The 26,154-nt window shown below is 64.9% G+C and carries 19 protein-coding genes and 1 pseudogene; 16 read left to right on the top strand and 4 right to left on the bottom strand.

Going from position 1 to position 26,154, the window contains the following annotated elements:
* The 4 genes and pseudogenes from AC13C7_RS09210 to AC13C7_RS09195 all read left to right on the top strand — a co-directional run.
* Entirely contained in the window at window positions 1-1,116 is a 1,116-nt protein-coding gene (locus tag AC13C7_RS09210; protein ID WP_172320894.1) for an extracellular solute-binding protein, read from the top strand.
* Between the two features lie 107 nt (window positions 1,117-1,223).
* Window positions 1,224-1,511, top strand: coding sequence for a DUF1330 domain-containing protein (locus tag AC13C7_RS09205; protein ID WP_172320893.1), 288 nt, complete (start codon window positions 1,224-1,226; stop codon window positions 1,509-1,511).
* 3 nt (window positions 1,512-1,514) lie between these two features.
* The gene (locus AC13C7_RS09200; RefSeq protein ID WP_482867288.1) at window positions 1,515-3,077 is read left to right on the top strand and encodes an ABC transporter permease; all 1,563 of its coding nucleotides are present in this window, start codon (window positions 1,515-1,517) and stop codon (window positions 3,075-3,077) included.
* A 32-nt stretch (window positions 3,078-3,109) separates the two neighbouring features.
* Window positions 3,110-3,934 (top strand): annotated as a pseudogene (locus AC13C7_RS09195) (ABC transporter permease); the annotation flags it as partial.
* Window positions 3,935-4,186: 252 nt separating this feature from the next.
* Here the strand turns inward: AC13C7_RS09195 and AC13C7_RS09190 are convergent.
* Window positions 4,187-4,954 carry an SDR family oxidoreductase gene (locus tag AC13C7_RS09190; protein ID WP_482867287.1) on the bottom strand — a complete coding sequence of 256 codons (768 nt, stop codon included), beginning with the start codon at window positions 4,952-4,954 and terminating at the stop codon, window positions 4,187-4,189.
* A 114-nt stretch (window positions 4,955-5,068) separates the two neighbouring features.
* Between AC13C7_RS09190 and AC13C7_RS09185 the strand changes: the two genes are divergently transcribed.
* Together AC13C7_RS09185 and AC13C7_RS09180 are read left to right on the top strand one after the other, a co-directional pair.
* Entirely contained in the window at window positions 5,069-6,277 is a 1,209-nt protein-coding gene (locus AC13C7_RS09185; RefSeq protein WP_482867286.1) for an acyl-CoA dehydrogenase family protein, read from the top strand.
* Window positions 6,267-7,289, top strand: a complete 1,023-nt coding sequence (locus AC13C7_RS09180) for a phosphotransferase family protein (RefSeq protein ID WP_482867285.1) — start codon at window positions 6,267-6,269, stop codon at window positions 7,287-7,289. Before AC13C7_RS09185 ends, AC13C7_RS09180 begins: the two co-directional genes overlap by 11 nt.
* A 238-nt stretch (window positions 7,290-7,527) precedes the next feature.
* Here AC13C7_RS09180 and betC read toward each other — a convergent pair whose 3' ends face one another.
* Window positions 7,528-9,054: a choline-sulfatase gene (gene betC, locus AC13C7_RS09175; RefSeq protein ID WP_172320887.1), complete on the bottom strand. Its 1,527-nt coding sequence runs from the start codon at window positions 9,052-9,054 to the stop codon at window positions 7,528-7,530.
* A gap of 341 nt (window positions 9,055-9,395) precedes the next feature.
* Between betC and AC13C7_RS09170 the strand changes: the two genes are divergently transcribed.
* From AC13C7_RS09170 to AC13C7_RS09130, 9 genes are all read left to right on the top strand, one after another.
* Window positions 9,396-10,964, top strand: coding sequence for an ABC transporter substrate-binding protein (locus tag AC13C7_RS09170; protein WP_482867284.1), 1,569 nt, complete (start codon window positions 9,396-9,398; stop codon window positions 10,962-10,964).
* A 101-nt stretch (window positions 10,965-11,065) separates the two neighbouring features.
* Entirely contained in the window at window positions 11,066-12,019 is a 954-nt protein-coding gene (locus AC13C7_RS09165; RefSeq protein WP_172320885.1) for an ABC transporter permease, read from the top strand.
* Between the two features lie 12 nt (window positions 12,020-12,031).
* Window positions 12,032-12,955 carry an ABC transporter permease gene (locus AC13C7_RS09160; protein ID WP_172320884.1) on the top strand — a complete coding sequence of 308 codons (924 nt, stop codon included), beginning with the start codon at window positions 12,032-12,034 and terminating at the stop codon, window positions 12,953-12,955.
* Between the two features lie 4 nt (window positions 12,956-12,959).
* Complete coding sequence (locus AC13C7_RS09155; RefSeq protein WP_172320883.1) at window positions 12,960-14,600, top strand: ABC transporter ATP-binding protein; 1,641 nt, start codon at window positions 12,960-12,962, stop codon at window positions 14,598-14,600.
* A gap of 241 nt (window positions 14,601-14,841) precedes the next feature.
* A complete protein-coding gene (locus tag AC13C7_RS09150; protein WP_172320882.1) occupies window positions 14,842-15,792 on the top strand; it encodes an ABC transporter substrate-binding protein in 951 nt (316 codons plus the stop codon).
* A gap of 9 nt (window positions 15,793-15,801) precedes the next feature.
* Window positions 15,802-16,863 carry a quaternary amine ABC transporter ATP-binding protein gene (locus AC13C7_RS09145; protein WP_482867283.1) on the top strand — a complete coding sequence of 354 codons (1,062 nt, stop codon included), beginning with the start codon at window positions 15,802-15,804 and terminating at the stop codon, window positions 16,861-16,863.
* Entirely contained in the window at window positions 16,860-18,926 is a 2,067-nt protein-coding gene (locus AC13C7_RS09140; RefSeq protein ID WP_482867282.1) for an ABC transporter permease, read from the top strand. Before AC13C7_RS09145 ends, AC13C7_RS09140 begins: the two co-directional genes overlap by 4 nt.
* Window positions 18,923-19,930, top strand: a complete 1,008-nt coding sequence (locus tag AC13C7_RS09135) for a GlxA family transcriptional regulator (RefSeq protein ID WP_172320879.1) — start codon at window positions 18,923-18,925, stop codon at window positions 19,928-19,930. The genes AC13C7_RS09140 and AC13C7_RS09135 overlap by 4 nt, the downstream gene beginning before the upstream one ends.
* A gap of 126 nt (window positions 19,931-20,056) precedes the next feature.
* Window positions 20,057-21,091 carry a coiled-coil domain-containing protein gene (locus AC13C7_RS09130; RefSeq protein WP_172320878.1) on the top strand — a complete coding sequence of 345 codons (1,035 nt, stop codon included), beginning with the start codon at window positions 20,057-20,059 and terminating at the stop codon, window positions 21,089-21,091.
* A 6-nt stretch (window positions 21,092-21,097) separates the two neighbouring features.
* Here the strand turns inward: AC13C7_RS09130 and AC13C7_RS09125 are convergent, their stop codons facing one another.
* Together AC13C7_RS09125 and AC13C7_RS09120 are read right to left on the bottom strand one after the other, a co-directional pair.
* Window positions 21,098-23,530, bottom strand: coding sequence for a GcvT family protein (locus AC13C7_RS09125; RefSeq protein WP_482867281.1), 2,433 nt, complete (start codon window positions 23,528-23,530; stop codon window positions 21,098-21,100).
* Window positions 23,531-23,609: 79 nt separating this feature from the next.
* A complete protein-coding gene (locus AC13C7_RS09120) occupies window positions 23,610-24,521 on the bottom strand; it encodes a LysR family transcriptional regulator (RefSeq protein ID WP_474888938.1) in 912 nt (303 codons plus the stop codon).
* Between the two features lie 169 nt (window positions 24,522-24,690).
* Here AC13C7_RS09120 and xdhA point away from each other — a divergent pair, with 169 nt between their 5' ends.
* Window positions 24,691-26,148 (top strand): xanthine dehydrogenase small subunit, encoded by a 1,458-nt coding sequence (xdhA, locus tag AC13C7_RS09115; protein WP_482867280.1) that lies wholly within the window; start codon window positions 24,691-24,693, stop codon window positions 26,146-26,148.
* Window positions 26,149-26,154 lie beyond the last annotated feature (6 nt).

The following is a 26,154-nucleotide window of genomic DNA, read 5'->3' as shown; positions in this document are numbered from 1 at the left end:
ATGAAACTGAAATCAGCACTTATGCTGACAACTGGTATGGCGATGTCCGCCACCATGGCCAGCGCCGAAGCGCATATGGCCGACAGCCTGACCCTGGTCAGCTGGGGCGGGGCCTATCAGGCCAGCCAGGTTGCCGCCTACGCGGAGCCCTACATGGAGAACAATCCCGGCGTCGAGATCGTCTGGGACGAAAGCTCGAACGAGGCCGTGGCCCGTCTGCGCGCCATGAACGAAGCCGGCAACATCACCTGGGACCTGGTCGATGTCGTGGCCTCGGACGCCATTCGTCTGTGCGACGAGGGTCTGGCCATGGAGATCGACCATGACGAGGTTCTGGCCCCGGCCCCCGATGGCACCCCTGCCTCCGAGGATTTCGGCGACCTGATCGTCAGCGACTGCTTCATCCCGCAGATCGTCTATTCCACCACCTTCGGCTATCGCACCGATGTCGAGGAATGGAACGGCCGCACGCCGGATGACATCTGCGACGTGTTCGACCTGGAAGCCTTCCCCGGTCAGCGGTCGCTGGAGCGTCGCCCGATCAACAACATGGAATGGGCGCTCTTGTGCTCGGGTGTTGCCGAGGAAGACGTCTATGACATGCTGGAGACCGAAGAAGGTATCCAGATGGCGTTCGACAAGCTGGAAACCATCCGTGACGAGACCGTCTGGTGGTCCGCCGGTGCCGACACGCCGCAGCTTCTGGCTGATGGCGAGGTCGTGATCGGCTCGACCTATAACGGGCGTCTCTTCAGCGTGATCGAAGAGCAGGACCAGCCGGTCGCCATGCTCTGGGACGCGCAGGTCTATGACCTCGATGGCTGGATCATCCCCGAGGGTTTGCCCGAGGATCGCCTGGCCCGCGTGCTGGACTTCCTCTACTTCGCCACCGACACGCAGCGTCTGGGTGATCAGGCGGCATACATCTCCTACGGCCCGGCGCGCGCAAGCTCGGCCCCGCTGGTGGGGGATCACGCCGAACTGGGTATCGCCATGGCCCCGCATATGCCGACCGATCCGGCAAACGCGGAACGCACCTTCCTCTACAACTACGAGTGGTGGGCCGATTACCGTGACGACCTGGACGCCCGTTTCCAGGCCTGGCTGTCGCAATAAGCGATCCGTGGCGGCGGGGTGACCCCCGCCCCACGACCTGAAAAACAGGGTAGGGCGGGGGGTTCCCCGCCTTCCCCGCCCAGAGAAAAACCAACAAGGCGGGACAGATGCCCAAAGGCTACATCATCGGCCATATCACGGTGACAGACCCCGACAGTTACCCGGAATATATCCGCCGCGACACGCCCATCCTGGAACGTCTCGGCGCGAAATTCATCGTCAGGGGCGGTCAGGCGCAGGTGATGGAAGGCCAAGCCGGCGACCGTCATGTGGTGATCGAGTTTCCAAGCTATGAGGCGGCCCTCGCTGCCTATAACGATCCCGAATATCAAGATGTCGCAGCGATCCGCAGGGCAAGTGCCGACAGCGTGATCCTCGTCGTGGAAGGCACCTGAGACATGACAGACGCAGCCGCACAGACCGAAGCGAAATCCGGCCCCGTCCTGGCCGCCGACGGACGCCCCCTCAAGGCCAGCCTGCGCCGGGCGCTGAGGGCCCAGAAGATGCGGGCGCTTCTGCTGATCGCGCCGCTTCTGCTGTTCATCATGATCACCTTCATCATGCCGATCGCGGATATGCTGTTTCGCTCGGTCGAGAACCAGATCGTCTCCGAGACGCTGCCGCGCACGGTGGTCGCGCTGGAGGATTGGGAGGATCACGATCAGCCGCCATCCGAAGACGTCTATGCCGCGCTCTACTATGACCTTTTCGAGGCCGCCGAGTTCCGCATCCACAGCCGCGTCGGCAGCCGCCTGAATTACGAGATGACCGGCGTGTCGTCGCTGTTCCGCCAGTCGGGGCGCGGCGTGGGCCGGTTCGACACCGATATCTATACCGACCAGTTCACCGAGCTGAACGCCGATTGGGCCGACCCGCGGGTCTGGGCCACGCTGATGGCGGATGAAAGCGTCCGCGCCGCCCTGCCGGAAACCGCCAGCGCCTATGACGGCTGGGTCAATGTCACCATCGAGGCCAACGAGGATGACCCTCTGGAGGAGGATGTCGAAGATTACGTCTATACGGCGCTCTATCGTGATCTTGCGGCGCGCGGATATGATGGGTCCAACGCGATGCTCTCCGAGGCGGCGGAGGCCGTCGGCGCGTTCGAGACCGTGTCGCTGCGCGAGCAATTCGCCGAGATCGACGAGGATTGGCTGGACCCGGCCGTGTTCGAGACCATCTGGGTCTACAGCCCGAACTACACCGCCGGCTATTTCCTGACCGCCGTCGACCTGCAACTGACCGCCGACGGGATCGAGCCGCAATCCGAAGACCTGCGGGTCTACCTGACGCTCTTCAAGCGCACGATGTTCATGTCGCTGGTGATCATGGGCTCCTGCGTGCTGCTTGGCTATCCCATTGCCTTCCTGCTGGCGAACCTGCCGATGCGGATATCGAACATCCTGCTGATCCTGGTTCTGCTGCCGTTCTGGACGTCGCTGCTGGTGCGGACCTCGGCCTGGAAGGTGCTGTTGCAGCAACAGGGCGTGATCAACGATATCCTGGTCTGGATCGGCCTGGTGGCCGACAATGACCGATTGGCGCTGATTAACAACCAGACCGGCACGATCATCGCGATGACGCATATCCTGCTGCCCTTCATGATCCTGCCGCTCTATTCGGTGATGCAGACCATCCCGCCCTCTTATGTGCGTGCCGCCAAATCGCTTGGCGCGACCGACTGGACGGCGTTCTGGCGGGTCTATTTCCCTCAAAGCGTGCCCGGGATCGGGGCGGGCTGCATCCTCGTCTTCATCCTCGCCATCGGCTATTACATCACGCCCGAACTGGTGGGGGGGCGCACCGGCACCTTCATCTCGAACCGGATCGCCTATCACATCTCGACCTCGCTCAACTGGGGTCTGGCGGCGGCCCTCGGGTCCATCCTGCTGATCCTCGTCCTGGCGCTCTACTGGGCCTATGACCGGATCGTCGGCATCGACAACGTGAAACTGGGGTAAAGATCATGAGCCTTCCAATCTATGCCTCCACCGGCCAGAAGATCTGGTATTACAGCTTTCGGGTGATCTGCGGGTTGATCTTCTTCTTCCTGATCGCGCCGATCATCACGATCATCCCGCTGAGCTTCAACGCCGAGGATTTCTTTACCTTCACGCCGGAGATGCTGCGGCTGGACCCCGAGGGTTACAGCCTGCAACACTACCGCGATTTCTTCACCAACCCCGACTGGCAGCAGCCGCTGTGGAACTCGGTCAAGATCGCGCCCGCCGCGACGCTGCTGTCGGTGTCACTGGGCACGCTGGCCGCGATCGGCTTGAGCCAGAGCCATGTGCCCTTCAAGGGCGCGATCATGGCGATCCTGATCTCGCCGATGATCGTGCCGCTGATCATCTCGGCCGCCGGCATGTATTTCTTCTACAGCCGGATCGGGTTGCAGGGCACCTATCTGGGCGTCGTGCTGGCCCATGCGGCCCTTGGCATTCCCTTCGTGATCATCACCGTCACCGCCACGCTGGTGGGGTTCGACAAGTCGCTGACGCGGGCCTCGGCCAATCTGGGCGCCGATCCGGTGACGACCTTCTTCCGGGTGCAGATGCCGCTGATCCTGCCCGGCGTGATCTCGGGCGGGCTTTTTGCCTTCATCACCTCGTTCGACGAGGTCGTGGTGGTCCTCTTCGTGGGGTCGGCGGGGCAGAAAACGCTGCCTTGGCAGATGTTCATCGGTCTGCGCGAACAGATCAGCCCGACGATCCTGGCGGTGGCGACCATCCTCGTGATCATCTCGATCTGCCTGCTGACCACGGTGGAGTTGCTCAGGCGGCGGTCGGAACGGCTGCGGGGGATGTCGCCGGGGTGACAAGGATCGAGCGGCGGATCGCGTTCGGGATCCGCCGTTTTCTCCCGTATGGAGGAGTTTCGCCGCGCGCGTTGCGCGCGTCGATCCGCGCGCCCTTCGGGCGCGCTTTCTTTCAGGTAATTACACGAAGAAGATGAGAAATCGGGGCTTCTGCGGAGGTGTCGCCGCGCGCGTTGCGCGCGTCGATCCACGCGCCCTTCGGGCGCGGAAGGGTGAGTATTTGGGCCAAGAAGATGGGGGCAGGGTGCCGCTTCAGATCGTCAGGCCGCCATCCACGACCAGCAATTCGCCCGTCGTGTAGCTTGCCGCGTCGGAGACGAGGTAGAGCGCGGCCCCGGCCATTTCCTGCGGCTCTGCCGGGCGCTTCATCGGCAGGCGGGCCATGATCGCGTCGTGATGCGGTTTGCTGTCGAGAAGCGCGCCCGCGAACCTGGTCCGCGTCCATCCCGGTGCGATGGCGTTGACGCGGAGACCGAGAGAGGCGCATTCCTTGGCGAAGGCCTGCGTCATGTTCACCACCGCCGCCTTGGTGATGGAATAGGTGCCCTGCGCGTCTCCGGGCTCCAGCGCGTTCACTGACGCGACGTTGACGATGGCCCCCTTGCCTTGCGCCCGCATCAGTTTGCCCGCCGCTTGCGACATGAAGAAATAGCCGCGGATATTCACGTCGAGCGTCTTCTGGAAGCTGCCCGGATCGGTGTCCAGGATATGGCCGAAATAGGGGTTGGTGGCGGCGTTGTTGACGAGGATGTCGAGCCGCCCATGCCTGGCCTCGACATGCGCGATGGTGGCCGCGATCTGGTCCATCTCGCCGATATGGCAGGGATGGCTTTCGGCGCGGAGGCCCTTGTCGCGGATGGCCTGTGCGACGGCCTCGCACCCCTCGGGCTTGCGGCTGGAACAGATCACGTGCGCGCCATGCTCGGCCAGCAGGTGGGCGATGGCCTCACCGATGCCGCGGCTGGCCCCGGTGATGAGGGCGATGCGGCCCGTGAGGTCGAATAGGGGATGGGGGGTCATCTGCGGGCCTCCTGATGGGTCAGGCAAGGCTAAAGAGGGGGCGGACCCGAAGGCAAGCGTTGACTTGGGCGGACCGGCGGCGGAGGCTCTGGACAAATGGCGGGAAGGGCAATCATGGATTTTGAACCGAGTGAGAAAGTGGTGGAGATGCGGGCGCGGCTGGAAGCGTTCATGGAGGCCCATATCTACCCCGCCGAGGCCGGGTTCCGGGCGCATTTCGAGACCACGGACACGCCCTTTCGCACGCCCGATTTCATGGAAGATCTGAAGCGCGAGGCGCAGCGTTCGGGGCTGTGGAACCTGTTCTTGCCGCCCGCGCATGGCGGCAGCCTGAGCAACCTCGATTACGCGCCACTGGCCGAGATCATGGGGCGGGTCTGGTGGGCGCCCGAGATCTTCAACTGCAACGCGCCCGATACCGGCAATATGGAGACGCTGCTGCTCTATGGCTCGGAGGCGCAGAAGGCGCGCTGGCTGACGCCGCTGATGGCGGGCGAGATCCGCTCGGGCTTTGCCATGACGGAACCCGATGTCGCCTCCTCCGATGCAACGAATATCCGCACCGAGATCCGCCGCGACGGCGACGAGTATGTCATCAACGGGCGCAAATGGTACACCACGGGCGGCATGCGCGAGAGCTGCGCCGTCTTCATCGTGATGGGCAAGACCGACGCGGAAGCCGACCGCCACAAGCAGCAGAGCATGATCCTGGTGCCGCGCGACGCGAAGGGGCTGGAGATCGTGCGCCATGTCTCGACCTTCGGCTATAATGACGCGCCCTTCGGCGAGGCCGAGATCGTGTTTCGCGACGTGCGGGTGCCGGCCGAGAGCATGCTGCTTGGGGAGGGGCGCGGTTTCGAGATCGCGCAGGGGCGGCTTGGGCCGGGACGGATTCACCACTGCATGCGGCTGGTGGGGGCAGCGCAAAGGGCGCTGGACCTGGTGCTGACCCGCGTGGAGGAGCGGCGCACCTTCGGGCGGAAGCTGAGCGAGCATCAGTCGGTGCGCGAGGATATCGCGCTCAGTTGGTGCGAGATCGAGCAGGCGCGGCTCTTGACGCTGAAGGCGGCGGCGAAGGTGGATGCCGAAGGGGCCAAATCCGCCCGCGACCTCATTGCGGCGATCAAGATCGTGGCCCCGAAGATGGCGCAGAGAGTGATCGACCGGGCGATCCAGATCCATGGCGGCGCGGGACTGACCGGGGACTTTCCGCTGGCCGAGCTGTTCAATTACGCGCGCCAGATCCGGCTCGCGGATGGGCCGGACCAGGTGCATATGATGGCGCTCGGGCGGCAATTGGTGCGGGCGCATCATGGGCAGTGACCTGGCTGTCGGACCCCTCGGGCGCTACCTGGAGGCGCATCTGGACGGCTTCCGCGGCCTGCGCGCGGTGCGGAAATTCAGCGACGGGCAGTCGAATCCGACCTATCTGCTTGAGGCCGACAGCGGACGCTATGTGCTGCGCCGCAAGCCCGGTGGCGCGCTTTTGAAATCGGCCCATGCGGTGGATCGGGAGTTCCGGGTGCTGCGCGCGCTGGAAGGTTCCGACGTCCCGGTGGCCCGCACACTGCATCTTTGCGCCGACGAGGATGTCATCGGGGCGATGTTCTACGTGATGGAGTTTGTCCAGGGCAGGGTGTTCTGGAACCCCGCCCTGCCCGAGCTTGAGGCGGGCGAGAGGGCGCAGGTCTATGACGCGATGAACGCGACGCTGGCGGCGATCCATTCGGTCGATCTGGAGGCGGCGGGGCTGTCGGATTTTGGCCGTCCGGGCGGCTATTACGCCCGCCAATTCGCCACATGGCAGCGCCAGTATCGCGCCACGGAAACCGGCGAGATGCCGGAAATGGAGCGCATCATGACCTGGCTGGAGGCCAATATGGTGGGCGATGACGGGCGCGTTTCGCTGGTCCATGGCGACTACCGGCTGGACAATATCATGTTCGCGGATGACGCCCCGCGGGTGGTTGCGGTGATGGATTGGGAGCTCTCGACGCTTGGCCATCCGCTGGCCGATCTGGCCTATCAATGCATGTTGTGGCGGATGCCGCCGGGACCTGTGTTGAGCGGTCTGGAGGGCGTCGAGAGGGGCGCATCGGGGCTGCCGGAGGAGGCGGAATACGTCGCGCGCTATTGCGAGCGGATGGGGATTTCAGAGATCCGAGACTGGCCTTTCTACCTGGTCTTCGGCCTCTTTCGTCTGGCCGCGATTGTGCAGGGCGTGAAGTTCCGCGCGTTGCAGGGCAATGCCTCCTCGGATCGTGCGATGGCCGTGGGGGCGCTGGCGGGGCCGCTGGCGCGCAAGGCCTGCGATATTCTGGACAGGGACGGCTGACGCTTTCGCCGGATTCTGGCGCGTCGCGGGGCGGTGACGGTCTGGAAATCGGCCAGAGCGTTTTATTTTGCCTTATCCAGGGCGCGCAAGGCCTTGATAAACAATGTCTAAACGGCGTCCCGTCCAGTTCATTGAATCGCAAGAGACATGACGGGGCCGGAGGGGGGATTTCGGCCCGCAAACAGGCCGAAATCTTTTGATCAAATTTATATCCACGGAAGAACGACCTGTAAGCCATTCATTTCTTTTGGAAAGGTGGAAAGCGGGTTTTCTCGGCTGCGACGGTCCAATCCATGTGGTTGCGGACATATTCCTGTGACGCGTCGCGGGGCGGGTTGTAGTCCCAGGAGACCAGTTTGCCGATCTCCATCGCCTGATAGACCGGCCTGCGCTGGCTTTGCGAGGCCAGAACGCGGGAATACAGATCGGCCTCGTTCCAGCGCTCGGCAATCTCTGCTTGGAATTCTGCCACCCGTGCCCCCTGCGCGGGATCGTCGGCCAGGTTGTTGCGCTCCATCGGATCATCGGAAATGTTAAAGAGTTGAGGGGGATCAACCTGGCAGTGAATGTATTTCCACGGACCGCGCCGGATCATGAAAATGGGGTGGCTTGCACATTCCGCACAATATTCCCCAAGCACCTCGCCCCCATCAGGGTTATCCACAGCCCCCTTCAGCAGCGGCCAGAGTGACCGGCCATCCAGAGGCATGGCAGGGGGCGGCGTATCGGCCCCTTCGCTGGCCGCGATGTCGAGGAAGGTGGGCAGCAGGTCCATCAGGCTGACAGGCTCGCCCACGGCGCGGGCCTGCACGCCGGGGCCGGAGACGATCATCGGCACGCGGGCGGAGTGCTCGAAGAAGCTCATCTTGTACCACAGCCCGCGCTCGCCGAGCATGTCGCCATGGTCCGAGGTCACGATGATGATCGTGTTGTCATACTGGCCGCTCTCCTTCAGGGCCTTCACGACCTCGCCGACCTTGCTGTCGAAATAGGAGGTGTTGGCATAATAGCCGTGGCGCGCGTTGCGGATTTGCTGATCGGTGACCGGCTGGATGTCGGCGGCGATGCCGTGATGAACTCTCCGGGTGTGCGGGTCGTCGGTCAGGCCGGTTTCGGGCATGTCGATGTCGGCAGTGTCGTAGAGGTCCCAGAACTCGGGCCGGGGCACGTAGGGGTCATGCGGGTGGATCAGGCTGACGACCATCGCAAAGGGGGCGGTGCCAGACATCGCGTATTCAAAGATGCGGCGGCGGGCGGCAAAGGTGGTTTCCTCGTCGAACTCGATCTGGAAACTGGTGGCGGCGGGGCCGGCCTCCTGCACCGACTCCATGTTGTGATACCATTTGTCGATGCGGTCGTGGGGGTGATCCCAATCCGGCGTCCAGGCGTGATCGGAGGGGTAGACATCCGTGGTCAGCCTTTCCTCGAACCCGTGCAGCTGGTCGGGGCCGACGAAATGCATCTTGCCGCTGAGGCAGGTGCGATAGCCCATCATCCGCAGGTAATGCGCGAAGGTGGGGATGGAGGCGCCGAACTCGGCCGCGTTGTCATAGGCGCCGATCTTCGAGACCAACTGCCCGGTCATGAAAGACGCGCGCGAGGGCGCGCAAAGCGGCGAGTTGCAATAGGCGGCATCGAAGCGCGTGCCGGTTTCGGCCAGTGCATCCATATGCGGCGTCTTCACCAGCGGGTGGCCATAGGTGCCGGTGAAGTGCGGGGCAAGCTGGTCGGCCATGATCAGGACGATATTGGGCGGGGTGGGCATGCGTGGTCCTCCGGGTCTGTCGGGCTGCGGTTTTCGCGGTTTGTCGCAACATCACGCATTTCGCGCGCATCCGAAACCGGCGAAGTTTGGACGTTTTCGGCGCGTGAACGCGAAAGAATATTGCCTTACACCGTGAAGTGATGTCGCAAACCGGCCCCAACCTGTCGAAAAGTGGTTCCGGTCCCGACCGTCTCATGCAAAACTGCGCTCATGTTTGGGGAATCCATCAGTTCTTGCCGCGGCGGCCTAGCCTTGTCCGGCGCGCCCCGATTTCTGCGCCCAACCCGGGATGAACCCGGGAGGGTCCCTGACCTGAATTAACCAACAGTGGAGAAAGACAAATGAGGAACTCATCCTTGATTACCGGCGGTGTCAGCCGCCGTGGCGTGCTGAAGGGCGCATCGGCGCTTGGCGGCGCGGCCTTGATCGGGCCGATGGGCGCGGGCATGGCCCGTGCGCAACCGACGCGCGGCGGCACGCTGAAGATCGGGCTGGCGCATGGCTCGACCACCGACAGCCTCGATCCCGGCTCGTGGGAGAACGACTTCACCATCTTGATGTCGCACACGCGCAACGGTTTCCTGACCGAGATCGCCACCGATGGCAGCCTGGTGCCGGAAGTGGCCGAAAGCTGGGAAGCCTCCCCGGATGCGCGGATCTGGACCTTCACCATCCGTCCCGATGTGCAGTATCATTCGGGCGGCACGGTGACGGCCGAAGACGTGATCGCGTCATTGCAGCATCACTTGGGCGAGGATTCGACCTCCGCCGCCAAGCCGATCATCGAATCGATCACCGAGATGCGGGCCGACGGCATGAACGTGATCATCACGCTCTCCGAAGGTAACGCGGACTTCCCGTTCATCGTGTCGGATTACCACCTGCCGATCCTGCCCTCGACCGATGGCGCGATTGATCCGATGACGACCGACGGCTGCGGGGCCTATGTGCTGGACAGCATCGAGATGGGGGTCGAGGCCAATTTCTCGCGCCATGAAGGATATTGGAAGCCGAACTCGGCCTTCTTCGACGGCGTTCAGATCATCTCGATCCATGACAACGCGGCGCGCCAGAACGCGCTGATGTCGGGCGAGGTGCATTACATCGACGGCGTCGACCTGAACACCGTTCACCTTCTGGCCCGCGCGCCGAGCGTGGAGGTCCTGTCGATCACCGGGACGCAGCATTACGGCCTGCCTATGGACAGCCGCGCCGCCCCCTTCAGCGACAACAACATCCGCATGGCGCTGAAATATGCCATCGACCGCGAGCAGATGGTCGAAACCATCCTCAACGGCTATGGCTCGGTCGGCAACGACCATCCGATCGGCCCCGGCCAGCGCTATTTCAACACCGAGCTGGAACAGAAGAGCTACGATCCCGACCAGGCGCGCTACTACCTGCAACAGGCCGGTGTCGACAGCCTGGATGTCGATATCCACCTGGCCGATGCGGCCTTTGCGGGCGCGATTGACGCAGGGGTTCTGTTCGCGGAATCGGCGGCGGCGGCGGGGATCAACCTCAATGTCGTACGCGAGCCCAATGACGGTTACTGGTCCAATGTCTGGATGCAGCTGCCCTTTGTCGGCACCTATTGGGGCGGGCGCCCGACCGAGGACTGGATGTTCGCCACGGCTTATGCCGACGGCGCGCCCTGGAACGAGAGCTACTGGAGCCATGAGCGCTTCAACGAGCTGATGGTGCAGGCCCGGTCCGAGCTGGACGACGACCTGCGTCGCGAGATGTATTTCGAGATGCAGCGGATCGTGTCCGACGAAGGCTCGACCATCATCCCGATGTTCGCGGCCTATGTCAGCGCGTATTCCGACAGCCTTGCCCACGAGGAGGAGATTGCCTCGAACTGGGCCAATGACGGTCACCGCATCGCGGAACGCTGGTGGTTCGCCTGATCCCACCCCTGACCCCCGGCCAAACGGCCGGGGGTTTTTCAAATGACGACCCATGGCCAGCGGCACGCAAGATGGCGCGGCGACCCAACGAGGGGGAACGAATGTCACATATCTGGAGCATGATCGCGAAGCGATTGGCGCTCGGGCTGCTTACGCTGTTTATCGTATCGGTGCTGATCTTCCTGGCGACGGAACTTCTGCCCGGCGATTTCGCGCAAGAATTCCTGGGCCAGTCCGCAACGCCGGAGACTGTGGCCGCCATCCGGCGCGAACTGGGGCTCGATCAACCGATGGTGACGCGCTATTTCGACTGGCTCGGCGGGGTCGTGACGGGCGATTTCGGCAATTCTCTGTCCAACCGGCGCCCCGTGGCCGACCTGATCGCCACGCGGCTTGGCAACACGCTGTTCCTGGCGCTTTATGCCGCGGCCATCGCGGTGCCGCTGTCGCTGATCCTGGGCATCCTGGTGGCGCTCTTTCGCAACTCCATGTTCGACCGCATCGCCAATGCCTCCGCGCTGACGGCGATTTCCTTCCCTGAATTCTTCGTGGCCTATATCCTGATCCTGTGGCTGGCGCAGACCGGGGTGTTCCCGTCAATGGCGCGGATCCCGGCCACGGCGGGGTGGGGAGAGATCCTCTATCGCACCTTCCTGCCGGCGCTGACGCTGACGCTGGTGGTGACCGCCCACATGATGCGGATGACGCGGGCCGCGATCATCAACCTGCTGGCATCGCCCTATATCGAGATGGCGCGTCTCAAGGGCATGAACCCGATGCGGGTGATCGTGAAACATGCGCTGCCCAATGCGCTGGCCCCGATCATCAACGTGATCGCGCTGAACCTCGCCTATCTGATCACTGGCGTCGTGGTGGTCGAGGTGGTCTTCGTCTATCCCGGCCTCGGCCAGTTGATGGTCGACAGCGTCGCCTCGCGCGATATGCCGGTGGTGCAGGCGGTGGCGCTGATCTTCGCCTCGGCCTATGTGCTGCTCAACCTTCTTGCGGACGTGCTTTCGACCCTGTCGAACCCGCGTCTCATCCATCGTCGCTGAGGGGGTTGGGATATGGGAATTCTGCTGAACATCCTTTACTTCATCGGTTTCATCGTGGCCGCCATGGCCGCGGGCTGGCTGTTCAAGACGGTGATGACCCTGGTCAGCCCCAGGGGCATCGCCAAGGAGATGCGCACCGCGCCGCTGACCGCCAGTTTCGGGATGCTGATGATCCTGATCTATATCGTCGTCGCGGTCTTCGCGCCGCTGATCGCGCCATACCCCGAGACGCAGATCGTGGGGCGCGAGTTCCAGCCCTGGGACGGTGAGCATTGGCTCGGCACCGACACGCTTGGCCGGGATATGCTGTCGCGGATGATCTTTGCCGCGCGCAACACGGTCGGCATCGCCTTCGCCACCACGGCGCTGGCCTTCCTCATCGGATCCATCCTGGGGCTGCTGGCGGCGACCGTGGGCGGCTGGCTGGACCAGGTTCTCAGCCGGGCTGTCGATGCGCTGATGGCGATTCCGTCGCTGATCTTCCAGCTTCTGCTGCTGACCATCTTCGGCACCTCCATTGTGACGCTGATCCTGGTGATCGCGGTGATCGATTCCACCCGTGTCTATCGCCTGGCGCGTGCCGTCGCCGTCAATATCGTGGTGATGGACTATATCGAGGCCGCCAAGCTGCGCGGCGAGGGCAAGTGGCACCTGATCACGCGGGAAATCCTGCCCAATGCGCTGGCCCCGCTGGTGGCCGAGTTCGGGTTGCGCTTCTGCTTTGTCTTCCTGGCGATCTCGGCGCTCAGTTTCCTTGGGCTCGGGTTGCAGCCGCCGATGGCGGATTGGGGCTCCATGGTGAAGGAAAACGCGACGCTGATCAGCTTTGGCGACATCACGCCGCTGCTGCCGGCGGGCGCCATCGCGCTGCTGACGGTCTCGGTGAACTTCGTCGTCGACTGGCAGTTGCATCGCGCCAGCGGATTGAAGGAGTAACGATATGAGCGATCAATTCGCCGACAAGGATGTGCTGCTGACCATCAAGGATCTCCGGATCGAGGGCCGCTCGGACGAGACCTGGTCGCCGATCGTCAACGGTGTGGACCTGACCCTGCGCAAGGGCGAGGTTCTGGGCCTGATCGGGGAATCGGGGGCGGGGAAATCCACCGTCGGCCTCGCCGCGATGGGGTTCACGCGCGACGGCTGCCGCATCTCGGGCGGGACCATCGACTTTGACGGGATCGACCTGCGCAAGGCCGGAAAGGACACGCGGCGCAAGCTGTTGGGCAAGCGCATCGCCTATGTCGCGCAATCGGCGGCGGCCAGTTTCAACCCCGCCCACAAGCTGATCGACCAGTATTCCGAGGCCCCGGTGCAGCATGGCGTCATGGGCAAGGCGGAGGCCGAGCGCGACGCGGTGGACCTCTACCGCCGGATGCAGTTGCCCGACCCCGACAGCATCGGCTTTCGCTATCCGCACCAGGTCTCGGGCGGGCAGTTGCAGCGCGCGATGACGGCAATGGCGATGTCCTGCCGCCCCGATCTGATCATCTTCGACGAACCGACCACGGCGCTGGACGTGACCACGCAGATCGAGGTTCTGGCCGCGATCCGCAATATCGTCGAGCAATTCGACACCGCCGCGATCTACATCACGCATGACCTGGCGGTGGTGGCGCAGATGGCCGACCGGATCAAGGTGCTGCTGAAGGGCGACGAGGTCGAGGAGGCCGATACCTACACGATGCTGAGCGCCCCGCAGGAGGACTATACCAAGTCGCTTTGGGCCGTGCGCAGTCATACCCGCGCGGAACAGCCGCCGGTCGGGAAAGGCACCACGCCCGTTGTCTCGGTGCGCAACGTGACCGCGGGATATGGCACGGTCGATGTGCTGATGGATGTGAATTTCGACATTCACCAGCGCCGCACCGTCGCCGTGGTGGGCGAATCCGGGTCCGGCAAATCGACCACGGCGCGGGTGATCACCGGCCTCCTGCCGCCGCGCCGGGGCGAGGTTCTGTTCGACGGTGAGGCACTGCCGCCCGATTACCGCCAGCGCAGCCGTGACCAGTTGCGCCAGGCGCAGATGATCTACCAGATGGCCGACACCGCGCTGAACCCGAAACTGCGCATCCGCGAATTGATCGGCCGGCCCGCGCAGATGTATCTGGGGCTGCGCGGCCGCAAGCTGACCGAACGCATCCGCAACCTCCTGGACCTGATCGAGCTGGAGCCGGACGACTATATCGACCGCCTGCCATCCGAGCTGTCGGGCGGGCAGAAACAGCGCATCGGCATCGCCCGCGCCCTGGCCGCCGAACCCCGGTTCATCATCTGCGACGAGGTCACATCGGCGCTGGATCAGCTGGTCGCCGAGGGCATCCTCAAGCTGCTGGACAAGCTCCAGACCGAGTTCGACCTAGCCTATATGTTCATCACCCACGATCTGGCGACGGTGAAGGCCATCGCCGACGAGGTCGTGGTGATGAAGGAGGGCAGGGTGGTCGAACAGGGGCCCAAGACCGACATGTTCCAGCCGCCGCATGATCCCTACACGGAATTGCTGCTGTCCTCGGTGCCCGAGATGGACCCCGACTGGCTGTCGAAACTGCTGGCCGAACGGGCGGCCAAGGGGCAGTAAGCGGGGGCAGGGCGCGCAAGGGGGTGGAATCTTGGCACGAAACCGCGCCATACTGCGCCCGGAATACAGGAGTTACCGGCGCGCGGGCGGCGACCGTCTGCATCAAGGAAGAGTGCTTCGGCTCGGCCCGCCAGGGCCGATCCGGTCAAATTGGTGTCCATTCCGGTGAGGATCACCAGGGGGACGCCCGTAATCTGATCAGAGCGGCCCGCGAAGGGCGGCCAACAACAGGGAGCAAGACATGAAGAAACTCGCAATCGCAGCCGTTGTGCTGTCCACCATCGGGGGCGCGCAGGCCGCCGAACTGGGCGATACCGGCACGCCGATCCGGCTGGCGATCAATGAATGGACCGGGCAGCACCTGACCACGCAAATCGCGGGCCAGATCCTGGAGGAGGCGGGCTATACCGTCGAATATGTCACCGCCGGCTACATGAACATGTACCAGGCGATGGCCGATGGCGAGATTCACGCCGCGCTGGAAGTGTGGGAATCGAACGTCTCGGACCAGTATTACGACCAGCTGGAAGCGGGCGGCGTGGTCGAGGTCTCGGACCTTGGCCTGACCGCGCGCGAGGGCTTTGTCTACCCCGCCCATGTCGCCGAGATCTGCCCCGGCCTGCCGGCCTGGGAGGCGCTGAATGACTGCGCGATGCAATTCGCAACGGCGGAAACCATCCCCCAGGGCCGCCTGGTGGATTACCCCGCCGATTGGGGCACGCCGGGGGCGGACCGCGTTGCCGGTCTGGAACTGCCCTACCGCGCCGTGCCCGCAGGGTCCGAAGGGGCGCTGATCGCCGAATTGCGCGCCTCGACCGAACGCGAGACGCCGCTTCTGATGGTGTTCTGGCAGCCGCATTGGGCGGTCTCGGCCTATGATCTGACCTTTGTCGATCTGCCCGCGGGCACGCCGGAATGCTACGAGGATCCGTCCTGGGGCGTGAACCCCGATGCGACCTTTGACTGCGATTTCCTGCCCTCGCGCATCTTCAAGGTGGCCTGGTCCGGGTTCGAGGAGCAATGGCCCGCCGCCTATGAGATCCTGGAAGCCTACCAATTGGCCACCGAGGACCAGCAGCCGATGATGGGTGCGGTCGATGTCGACGGGCAATCGGTCGAGGAGGTCGCGGCCGCCTATGTGGAAGCGAACTCCGAGGAAATCTCGGCCATGATCGCCGCGGCAACCGAATAAGGGCCTGACATGACCACACCCGATGCGAACGGCACTCCGGCGATTGCCGTCGAGGGGCTGTGGCAGGTCTTTGGCAATGATGCCAGGGCCAGGCTGAAAGAGGCACGGGGGCGGACCGGATCCGCCCCCGAGGCCGCCGAGGAGTTGAAGCAACTGGGACTCATCCCTGCCGTGCAGGATGCCGGGTTCGAGGTCCGCGAGGGCGAGCTTTTCGTCATCATGGGGCTGTCGGGGTCCGGCAAGTCGACCATGGTGCGCTGCATCTCGCGGCTGGTGGAGCCGACCGCCGGGTCGGTCCTGATCGACGGCGAGGACATTCTTGCCGCCAGCCCCAAGCGCCTGATCGAGCTGCGCCGCCGCAAACTGGGCATGGTGTTCCAGCATTTCGGCCTGTTCCCGCATATGACGGTGGCCGAGAACGTCGCCTTCCCCTTGAAAATGCTTGGCAAGTCCCGCGCGGAGCGGCGTGCGCGCGCCTTCGAGGTGCTTGACATGGTCGGCCTCGACGGGCGCGAGGACAGCTATCCAAGGCAGCTTTCCGGCGGGCAAAAGCAGCGCGTCGGCATTGCCCGGTCGCTGGCCGTGAATCCCGATATCTGGTTCCTGGACGAGCCGTTCTCGGCGCTCGATCCGCTCATTCGCCGCCAGTTGCAGGATGAGTTCCTCAAGATCCAGTCGGGCCTGCGCAAGACCATCGTCTTCATCACCCATGACATCACCGAGGCGCTGAAACTGGCCGACCGCATCGCCATCATGCGCGACGGGCGTATCGTGCAGATCGGCACGCCTGCCGAGATCGTGCTGAAACCGGTCGATGGTTATGTGCGCGAGTTTTCCAAGGACGTGGCGCGGGGCCGCCATGCCTGCCTCGATTCCGTGATCCAGACCGAGGGGCCGCTGCCCGAGATGCCGGACGACCCCAAACTGCGCATCGACATGACGCTGGACGACGCGCTTGCCGCCTGCATGTATCTGTATCAGCCGGTGCCGGTCTATGACCGCGACGGCAAGATGGCGGGCTATGTCCACCCCAAGGAACTGGCCGACGCATTGACGGTCGATAGCGAATGACCGACCAGACCGCCCCCCCCGCTACCGCCCTGCCGTACCTGACCCCCGGCACCCGCGCGGCGCTGGCCAGCCTGCTGGTCGCCGCGATCTGCCTGGCGCTGGAGGGGCGGGCGGATTGGCTGTGGGAGTGGCCGGAGGCCTGGACATTGCCGGTGACCGACTGGATTTCGCAAGGTTTGGGATGGCTCTTCGACCTGATCCGGCCTGTGGTGCGAGTGATCTCGACCTTGCTGCGCTATCCGATGGATTGGGTGAATGTCGCGCTGGTTCAGACGCCCTGGCCGCTGATCATCGGCGCGACGGTGGCGCTTGGCTGGTATGCGGGCGGGCTGTCGCTGGCCCTGCTTTCCGCCATCGGCCTCGGTTTCGTGCTGGCCTCGGGCTACTGGGTCGAGGGGATGAACACGCTGGCGCTGGTCTTCGTCTCGGTGCCTTTGGCGCTGATCCTGGGCCTTTTCATCGGCATCTGGGCCAATGAAAGCCCGCGCGCGCGGCCCTGGATCGAGGCGACGCTGGACCTGATGCAGACTGTGCCGACCTTTGCCTATCTGACGCCGCTGCTGCTGCTGTTCGGGTTCGGCCCCGTGGTGGGCCTCATCGCCAGCGCGATCTACGCCGCCCCGCCGATGGCGCGCAACACGCTTCTCGGCCTGCAACGGGTCGAAGCGGAGGTGAAGGAGGCGGGCATCATGGCCGGTGCCACCCGCCGCCAGCAACTGGCGCTGGTCGAGATTCCGGCGGCCTCCACCCAGATCATGATCGGCGTGAACCAGTCGCTGATGGCGGCGCTGTCGATGGTCATCATCGCCGCCGTGATCGGGGGCTTCGACGATATCGGTTGGGAGGTTCTGCTGACGATGCGGCAGGCCAATTTCGGGCAGAGCTTTCTGGCCGGGCTGGTGATCGTGGCCTTCGCGATCATCATCGACCGCATCTCGGCCCGGATGGCGACCAACCGGGACCGCCACGACCTGCGGATTTCCTGGATCATCCTGGCCGCCTCCGCTGCGCTGGCGGTCTATGCCTGGGCGGCGCTGCCCGCGGCCTCGGATATCGCGCTGCTGGCACCGACGGTCGAGGCCGTGGATGGCGCGTTGACCCAATTCACCCGCGCGACCGGCGCCACGCTGGACAGCATCAAGAACACCGCGATGTTCTATGGCCTTCTGCCGCTGCGGATCGGGTTGGACGGCGCCGTCTTGCCCTTCACCTGGGGGTTTTCCTGGACCGCCACCATGTCCTGGGTGCTGCTTGGTGGCGGTGCGGCGCTTGGCCTCGCGGTCGCGCTGACGGGCCGTGTGGCGTTCGGGGCCAGCCTGCCGGTCATGGCCGTGGTGCTTGAGACCGGGGTGGCGGACCTGCCCTGGCCCTTCGTCCTCTTCGGTGTCGGCGCGGTGGCCTGGGTCGCGGGCGGCTGGAAGCTGACGCGGCTGGCGCTGGTCCTGCTGGCGCTGATCCTGGTATCGGGGCTTTGGGAACGGGCGCTACTGTCGCTCTACCTCTGCGGCGCGGCGGTCATCGCCTGCGCGGTGCTTGGCGGATTGCTTGGCCTTCTCTCGGCGGTCTCCAGCATTGCCTGGGCGATCATCCGCCCCGTCTGCGACATGCTGCAGACGATCCCGCTTTTCGTCTTCCTGATCCCGGTTCTGATGTTCTTCCAGATCGGCGAGTTCTCGGCCTTCCTGGCGATCATCCTCTACGCCATCGTGCCGATGATCCGCTACACCCGGCATGGGCTGGTCACGACGCCGCCCGAGCTGTTGGAAGCGGCGGTCGCGGCGGGGGCCACGAAGACCCAGATCATGCGCGACGTGCGGGCACCCTTCGCGGCCCCCACGATCCTGTTGGGGCTCAATCAGACCATCCTCTATGCCTTCGCCATGCTGGTCATCACCGCGCTTATCGGCACAACCGGGCTTGGCCAGTCGATCTACCTGGCGCTTGGCCAGGCGGATGTCGGCCTCGGCATCGCGGCGGGGGCGGCGATGGCGATCCTGGCGCTGATCTCGGACCGCATCGTGCAAGGCTTCGCGGAGGAACGGCGCAGGGCCCTCGGGCTATGATCGTGCCGGTGGTGCCCAAAGGCGTGGCGCAGGTGGACCTGGCCGGGGGACAGACCGCCGAGGTGATCAGCTTCCTGATGCTGCCCAAGCTGTCGATGCTGGCCTTTTCCTCGGCCATTGAGCCCCTGCGCATCGCCAACCAGTTGACAGGGCAGGAGCTTTACCGCTGGCAGACCATCACCGAGGATGGCGGCCCGGTGCGCTGTTCCAACGGGGTCGAGATCAGCGCCTCGACCGACATGGCGGGGGCCGAGATCACCGACAGCCTCTTTGTCTGTTCCGGGGTCGAGCCCGACACCGTGGTGACCGACCGGGTCGCGGGGCTGCTCCGGCATCACTGGCGGCTTGGCCACAGCGTCGGCGGCCTGTGTTCGGGGGCCTACGCGCTGGCCAAGGCGGGCATCCTCAAGGGCCATGACTTCACCCTGCATTGGGAGAATATCCCGCCCTTCCGCGAGACCTTTCCGGGGTTGGAGCCGCTCGATCAGCTCTACGTCATCGACGGGCGTATCCTGACCTGTGGCGGCGGGTCGGCGGCGACCGATCTTTTCCTCAGCCTGATCTCGCGGCGCTTCGGCTCGGGCCTGTCGCAGGCGGTGCTGAACATGTGCCTGCACCCGGTCCACCGCGCCGAGGAGGAGGCGCAGCAGGCCAGCCGCGCCGCCTCGCTCGGCACCCGCAACCGCAAGCTTCTGCGCATCCTGCGCTACATGGAGGAGCATATCGAGGACCTCTTCACGCTGGATGAGCTTGCGGAGGAGTTCGACGTCTCGCGCCGCCAGATCGAGAGGCTGTTCCTGGCCCATGTCGGCGTCACGCCCAAGCAATACCTGACCGATCTGCGCCTGACCCGTGCCCGGATGCTGCTGGCGGAAACCGACCTGAAGGTGGCCGATGTCGCCTCGGCCTGCGGGTTCGACTCGAGCAGCCATTTCTCGCGCAGGTTCCGTACGCGTTTCGGCATTTCGCCGCACAGGTTCCAGAGTACACGGGCACCGACCTGACCCACCGCCCTATGCAGAATGCGGGAAATTGGCTAGGCTTTCGGGCGGGAGGATGCGAGCCGGAAACAAATTCGTCCGTCGCACCGTTTATTCAATATACGCAATTCCAGGGAGGTTTCATCCGCCATGACCCGTTTCATCACCGCTTTGCCCCTGTCACTGGTTCTCGCCGCGCCCGCGCTGGCGGGGCCGCCCGTCACCACGCAAGGCCCCGGCGACGGCGTCGCGCCGATGGTCGGGGAATCTTCGGATGTTGAACTGGATGTGGAATGCCAGGTCAATGGCCGAACCGAGCGCTACACGATCAGGGGGGATATCCTCGTCGGCCATGACGGTGTCGTCATCGAAATGGCGCAGGGCAATTACCGCGTCGCCCTGGCCGAAGGCAACCTGCTGTTGAGCGAGACCCGCGCCCAGATCAGTGGCGGGCCCGATGTCGGCAAATGGGATTGCGTCGCCGCGACCGGCCCGGTGCCGACGCCGGGCAGCGTTGCGGATGATGGCGCGATGGCGGCCCTTGAACAGCGTCTGGCCACGATGCGCGCGGCGCTGGAGGCCAGCCAGGAGAATCTGGTGACGGCGATTGCCGAGCGCAATGCCGCGCAGGCCGCGCTGGAGGAGATGCGGGCCGCCCGCACCCAGGATGCCGCCGAGATCGCCAGCCTGGAACGCGAGCTTGCAGAGAGCCTGAGCGCCGAGGCCCGCGCACAGGCCGCCATGGCCGAGGCACAGGCCCAGGTCGAGGCCGGGGCCGCCGCCCGCGCCGAGTTGGAGGCGCGTCTCGCCGCCGCCGAGGCGCGCAGCACGGAACTGGAGGGGACCGCCGCCGGGGCGTCGGAGGCGCAAGCGCAGATCGCCCGGCTTGAGGATCAGGTCGTGACGCTGGAGGCGGAGCTTGCCCGCGCCGAGCGCGACATGGCGGCACTGCAGGCTGAGGTGGAGGAGGCACAGGCCGCCAGCGCGATGGAGGACGCCACCGAAGACAGCACCGAGGCCGGGTTGCCCACTTTCGACGCCGATGCCGCGCTGGAGATGGTCGAGGGGGCCGAGATCGGCGCCATTGCCCGCGAGGCGCTGGTCACCGCGATCGAACAGGCCCGCAACAACCCCGCCATGGGCGCGGAAGTCATGGCGCGGCTGCAAGCGGTGTTGGGTGAGTAACCCGGCCTAACCGCGCATCCGTGTGCCCTCGGGGTCATAGGGGCAGGCGGCGATGACCTTGGCCGGAACCGGTCGGTCGAGGCTGTCGATCACGATGCCGGTGCCGGGTCCGGCCAGGTCGGGGCGGATGAAGGCATAGGCCAGGTTCTGCCCCACCCGGTGCCCCCATGCGCCAGAGGTGACGCTGCCGACAACCACGCCGTCCAGCAACACGGACGCCCCGGGATGGGCCGGGGCGTCCGTGCTGTCGAGGGTCAGCGTGACCAGTCGCTGTTCGACCCTGCCGCCGCGCGCCGCCAGCGCCTGCTTGCCGATGAAATCGGGTTTCGACATGTCGACGAAACGGTCGAGGCCGGTCTCGTAGGGGTCGAACTCGGTCAGGATATCGGCCTTCCAGTGCAGGTACCCTTTCTCCATCCGCATGGCGTCGACCGCCAGCGCGCCGAACAGCCGCAGGTCATGGTCGGCCCCCGCCAGCCGCAGCGCCAGGTAGGCGGCGTGCAGCGAGGCGTTGGGGATGTGGATCTCATAGGCCAGCTCGCCCGAGAAGCTGACCGCGAGAACGGTCGCGGGCGCAATGCCGATGAAGCATTCGCGCAAGGACAGCCAGGGGAAGGCGGCAGCCGACCAGTCGCCGCGCGCGACGCTGGACAGGACCGCGCGCGCCTTCGGACCGGCCAGCACGAGGATGGTCATGTCATTGGTCAGGGATCGGATCTGCACGTCTTCATCTTGCCGCAGATTGGCCCGCAGCCAATCCATGTCATGCAGTTCCGACGCGGCGGCGGAACCATACCAGATCCGGCCCGGTCCCCGATCCGAGGCCGGGATGTTGGCAATCGTCGCCTCGGATTTCAGCCGCCCCTTGTGGTTCAGCAGATAGGCCAGCCCGACGCGGCCCGGTTTGCGCGGCAGGCGTCCGCAGATCATCCGGTCAAGGAAGCCGACCGCATCCGCGCCGGTGATCTCGAAGCGGTTGAAGCCGTTCACTTCGCACAGGCCCACGCCGGTCTGCACGGCGGCGACCTCTGCCGCCACGACGTCAAAGCTCTCGTCGAAGCGAAAGCCGTGGGTGACGTGGAAACCGGGGGCGGGCTTGAAATACTCGGCCCGTTCCCATCCGTTCACAACGGTAAACGCCGCGCCCTCGGCGGCCAGCACCGGGGTCAGCGGCGTGGTGCGCGCCATGCGGCCCGCGGGGCGGTGTTCGTTGGGGAAGTGAAAGCGAAACTCGTTCTGGTAATCCTCGATGGCCTTCAGCGCGGTCAGCTCCACATTGGCGTGTGGCCCGAAGCGGCGCGGGTCGAGCCCCCAGGTGTCATAGCAGGCCTCGCCATGCACGATCTGTTGTGCCAGCAGCCAGCCATGCCCGCCGCCCTCGCCAACGCCCGCCCGCAGTCCGATGATGCAGAACGCATTGCGCTTGCCCGGAATGGGCCCCACCAGCGGCGCGCCGTCGATCGTGTAGGTGATCGGGCCGTTCACCACCCGCTTGATCCCGGCCTCGGTCAGGACCGGCATCCGCGCGAAGGCCCCTTCCAGCACGCGCATCACCCGGTCGAGGTCGTCGGGGCAGAGGTCGTTGGAGAAGTCCGGGCTGATACCGTCCAGCCCCCAGGTCTTGCAATCCTGTTCGTAGAACCCGAGCAGCAGCCCGTTCTTTTCCTGGCGGCAGTAGTAATCGCTGATCGGACAGCGCAAGAGCGGCATCCGGTGGTCGGCATTGGCGATCTCGGGGATGTCCTCGGTCACGAAATACTGATGTTCCATCGAGGCCACGGGGTGCTGCACCCCCATCATCGCCGCAACCTCGTTCACGCGGTAGCCGCAGGCGTTGACCACGATCTCGGCGTCGATGTCACCCTTGTCGGTATGCACGGTCCAGCTGTCATCGGCTTTCTGCGTCAGCCCGGTGACGGCAGTGTTACGATAGACCTCGGCCCCGGCCTTGCGCGCATGGAAGGCCAGTGCCTGGCACAGCTGCGCCGGGTCGATATCGCCATCCTCGCCATCCCAAAGCCCGCCAATCAGGTTGTCGGTGGTGATCAGCGGATGCCTGCGGGCGCATTCAGCGGCGTCGATGACCTCGAACTCCACCCCCATGCCACGCGCGACGGAGGCGAAATGGCGATAGCCCTCCATCTGCTCGGGCCGGTTGGCCAGACGGATGCCGCCATCGCCATGGTGATAGCCGACCGGGTAATCGGGATCGTCGCGCAGCTTCTTGTAGAGCGCGATGGAATGCGATTTGAGGCCGACCATGGTCTGGGTCATGCCGAAATTCGTCACCTGCGCCGCCGAATGCCAGGTGGTGCCCGAGGTCAGCTCATCGCGTTCGACCAGCACCACATCGGACCAGCCCTCCTGCGTCAGGTGATAGAGTGTCGAGCATCCGGCGATGCCGCCGCCGATGACGACGACCCGAGTTTGCGTCTTCATGTTCCCTGCCTTCCGGTTCAAAGCCAGAAGGCTCCGCGCGGGTCGGTCCGGTCAAGCCCCTTTGCGACATGCGGGGGGCTCAGATCTCGGGGTCCAGCCGGGGCGCGCCGCGCTCGACGATGAAATCGACAAAGGCGCGGATCTTGGGGTCGAGCAGTTTCTTGTGCGGGTAGAGGCAGCCGAACATCGACGGCGCGGGCGGCGTGTCGGGCAGAACCTCGACCAGCGACCCGTCGCGCAGGTGATCGGCCACGTCGAAACGTGGCTTGTTGATGATGCCGCGCCCGTCCAGCGCCCAGGCGGTCAGCACGTCGCCGTCATCGGCGTCGTATTTGCCCTCGACCTCGAATTTGCGCGGGCCATCGGGGGTTTGCAGCACCCAGAAATACTCGGGACTGCGCGGAAACCGCAGCAGCAGGCAATTGGCCTTGCCGTGCATCAGGTCTTCGGGGCTTTCGGGGGTGCCGAACTCCGCCAGGTAGGAGGGCGCGGCACACAGCACCCGGTCGCAATCCATGATCTTGCGCAGTTTCAGCGTGCTGTCGCCGGGGCTGCCGATGAAAAAGGCCACGTCCAGCCCGTCGGCCATGATGTCGACCTTGCGATCCGACAGGCGCATCCGGACCTCGGTTTCGGGGTAGGTATCGACGAATTGCGGCACCAGGGGCGCGATGATCCTGCGGCCCGCCCCAAGCGGTGCTGTCACCCGGATCACGCCGCGCGGATGGTCCGAGAAATTGGCCACCCGCGCCTCGGCGCTGTCCAGCGTGGCCAGCACCTTGCGCGCCTCGCCGTAGAAGACCTTGCCGACCTCGGTGGGCGATAGTGACCGGGTGGTGCGGTTGAAGAGGCGCACGCCCAGATGGGCCTCAAGCTCCTTGATGCGCTTGCTGGCGACAGCAGGCGTCAGGCGCAGGTCGCGCCCGCCCGAGGTGATCGAGCCGAGATCGACCACCCGGATGAAGAGCCGCAGGCTCTCGATATAGGACATCTGCCTTCCTCTTCCCTGCCGCGCGCAACCCAAGGTGGCACGGATCGGCGATTTTATCAACGCGTTGTTGAAAGTGCTTCCCGATTGGGTGGATTTTTCGGGGCAGTCATTCGCGGTAGTGTTTTCACAAGCCGGAGGAGGTTCGGCCCGAATGGTTAGGGGAAATCACATGCAACATCGTCGCGAGATCCGGTTTTTGCTGAACGGGCGCGAGGTCAGCGTCGCGGATGTGGGGGCCAGCCAGACCCTGCTCGACTTCCTGCGCCTCGACCGCCGGTTGACCGGCACCAAGGAGGGCTGCGCCGAGGGCGATTGCGGGGCCTGCACGGTTCTGGTCGGACGGCTCGGGGCGGAGGGCCTCAGCTATCAGCCGGTCAATGCCTGCATCCGGTTCCTGGCCTCCTGCGACGGCTGTCATGTGGTGACGGTGGAACATCTGAGCGGCCCCGATGGCCGTTTGCATCCCGTGCAACAGGCGATGGTGGAGCATCACGGGAGCCAATGCGGCTTCTGCACACCGGGCTTCGTCATGTCGCTCTATGCGCTGTGGATGGAGACCCCGCAGCCGAGCGAGAAACAGGTCGAGACCGCGCTGCAAGGCAATCTCTGCCGCTGCACCGGCTACGCGCCGATCATCCGCGCCGCCGTCGCGGTCAGTGAATATGGCAGCCCCGCCGCCGATTACCTGACCACCGAGCGTGAGGCGATCACCGCGCAACTGCGCGCGATGCAGGACGGCGCACGCATCGTCACCGGCCCCGAGGACAACCGCGCCATCCTGCCCGCCAGTGTCGGTGATTTCGCCGCCGCGCTGCTGGAATACCCGCAAGCCACCATCGTGGCAGGGGCCACCGATGTGGGGCTGTGGGTGACGAAATTCCTCAAGCCCATCGGGCCCGCGATCTTCATCGGGCATCTGGACGGGCTGAAAGAGATCGAGGAGGGCTCGGACGCCCTGACCATTGGCGCGGGCGCCAGCTATACCGATTGCGAGGCCGCGATTGGGCGCCATTTTCCGCATCTTGGCCCCTATTGGGACCGCATCGCGGGCTGGCAGGTGCGCAATATGGGCACTGTGGGGGGCAATATCGCCAATGGCTCGCCCATCGGGGACACGCCCCCCGTTCTGATCTCGCTCGGGGCCGAGGTGGTCCTGCGCAAGGGTGATGCGCGCCGGACCTTGCCGCTTGAGGCGTTCTTCATCGACTATGGCAAGCAGGACCGCGCGGCGGGCGAGTTCGTCGAGAGCATCCGTGTGCCGTTGCCCGCCCAGGGCCAGCGCGACGCGGCCTACAAGATCTCCAAGCGGCGGGACGAGGATATATCCTCGGTCGCCGTGGGCATCAGCGTGACCCTGACGGGCGAGACCATCACCGCCGCGCGCATCGCGTTCGGCGGCATGGCGGCGACGCCGAAGCGCGCGGGCGAGGCCGAGGCGGCGTTGCTTGGCAAGACCTGGGGCAAGGCGGCTTTTGGCGCAGCGGCCGAGGCATTGCCGAGGGATTTCAAACCGTTGAGCGATTGGCGGGCCTCCTCGGATTACCGGATGCTCTCGGCGCAGAACCTCCTCCGCCGCTTCTACCTGGAACAAGACGGTGCCGCATCACCCGTCCAACTGACGGCTTGAGGGAAG

The sequence above is a fragment of the Alterinioella sp. B-7 genome, assembly GCF_056857775.1.
The sequence above is the reverse complement of the archived record's forward strand: the minus strand, read 5'-3'. Positions and strand labels throughout refer to the sequence as shown.